The 1,702-nt window shown below is 58.0% G+C and carries 2 protein-coding genes; one reads left to right on the forward strand and one right to left on the reverse strand.

The window, feature by feature from the left end; all coding sequences use genetic code 11:
• A partial coding sequence (locus ACXJ5O_RS26025; RefSeq protein WP_457302432.1) for an MFS transporter occupies window positions 1–690 on the reverse strand: 690 nt, incomplete at its 3' end.
• Window positions 691–1,354: 664 nt separating this feature from the next.
• Between ACXJ5O_RS26025 and ACXJ5O_RS26030 the strand changes: the two genes are divergently transcribed.
• Window positions 1,355–1,702: alpha/beta fold hydrolase (locus ACXJ5O_RS26030; RefSeq protein ID WP_457302433.1), on the forward strand; the 348-nt coding region annotated here is incomplete at its 3' end.

The raw sequence follows: 1,702 nt of genomic DNA on the forward strand, positions 1-1,702 counted from the left end.
CGCGTAGACCGCGGCAGAGACGGTAAGATAAAGCACGAYCGACGCGATTGTCATTACGCCAAGTGCCGGGGAAGTCCGCGCCGTGTCCCTAGCAACTCGGCTGTCGCTCTTGTCTCGGGCGTCCGGAATGAGAAGCAGGAGCGGCGCGAGTACGAGGATCACGCCCGCAATCAGCGCGAAGACGCCGCGATGCGCGAAAGCGGCAGTAAGGTGCCCGCCCATGGTAAAGAGAGCGACGCTGGTCAAGGCCCAGACGACCTGAAAGTAGCCGTAGACTTTGTCGGGGTTGCTGGAACGGGAGCAGACGATGGAGAGTGACACGGCATAAAGCGCGCCCTCACCGATACCAGCGAGGCCGCGCAGCAGGGCAAGTGACATCGCTGACGCACTAAAGATCGATACGCTTTGGGCGAGCAACGTCAGTACGACGGCGAAGAGGGCGACGCGCCGATAGGAGAACCGGGGCAGAGCGGGTGCAATTGCGATCGCGGTGACGGCGAGGGCAAGGAGTTCAATGGAGGCGATGAGGCCAGCCTCGCGTTCCGACAGCGAGAGACCGGCCATCAACCCGCCAATCACAAAAGGCGACATCTGCGGAACCAGCCCGCCGATCACCTGCGCGGCGGTCGCACCGACAACGAGGGACACAGGATCGCGAGGCATCGAAGAATGGCGAGCGGTTTCCGTCATGGTTCGGCTGCGGTCCCTGCAGTCTGGTGATCATTTAGTGTTGAGCAACGCATCCGCTGAGCGGGCTGGCGCCAGCGTTTGGGCGCGTTACAACCAGGATGGTATCACTGGTTGTTCAGCTACGTCGAGTGTCATTAAGATTGACAGGAACACGAAGGCAGTGTTTCCCGAAAGTAGCCGCTCGCTGCACGAACGAGTTCGGCAACCACTAACTAAAATCGTCCGAAATGCTGTCGTGTCCCGTCAGCGGGATGGCTGTGTCACCCCTTCAAAGGTGCGGGCCATCGTGCTGAAGACGGGTGTATTCAATACCATAGTATGTGGTTTCCCGAGTAGGGGACTGTGGCGGACTGTCATTGCCGCCGAAAGAAACCATCGATCGGTCCCACTGGATAACCCCCGGAGATTATGAAAAGCACCATTGAAGGTCACCAGTTCCCCTCGCCTTCGTTTCAATTGCGTGTTGTGACCTTCGGTATGTGTTCCCCCAACCAATGGATGGGATGTCTGAGTTCGACATCGGCGTTAATTCTAATGTGCGAGCCGTGTTAACCGGACGCGACAGAGATGGTGAATGCAGGGGTTTTTCCGGTTTCTTCCTGTAGCCAACGAATTGGCAGACGAGCATCCTACCTGTCCGGCTCCAACTCAAGGAGATCTCCGCATGAACGGACATACACCGTTTGAAACGATCGACGCGTCTCGCCGCGACCTTCTTCTGCTTGGGGCGAGTGCGACGGTTTTCGCTGCAATGCCTTCACTGGCGTTCAGCGCCCCACCTCTTTCACCAACCAATTCCAACAACCGAAGCGAAAGGCCTAATGACGTGGGCATACTTAAAATCAAGGACGGTACGGAGATCTTTTACAAGGATTGGGGAACGGGGCAGCCGATCGTCTTCCATCACGGTTGGCCCCTCTCCAGCGACGATTGGGATACGCAAATGCTCTTCTTCCTGGATAAAGGCTACCGCGTCATCGCTCACGACCGTCGTGGCCACGGGCGCTCAACC

It is taken from the genome of Phyllobacterium sp. P5_D12, from assembly GCF_054049495.1.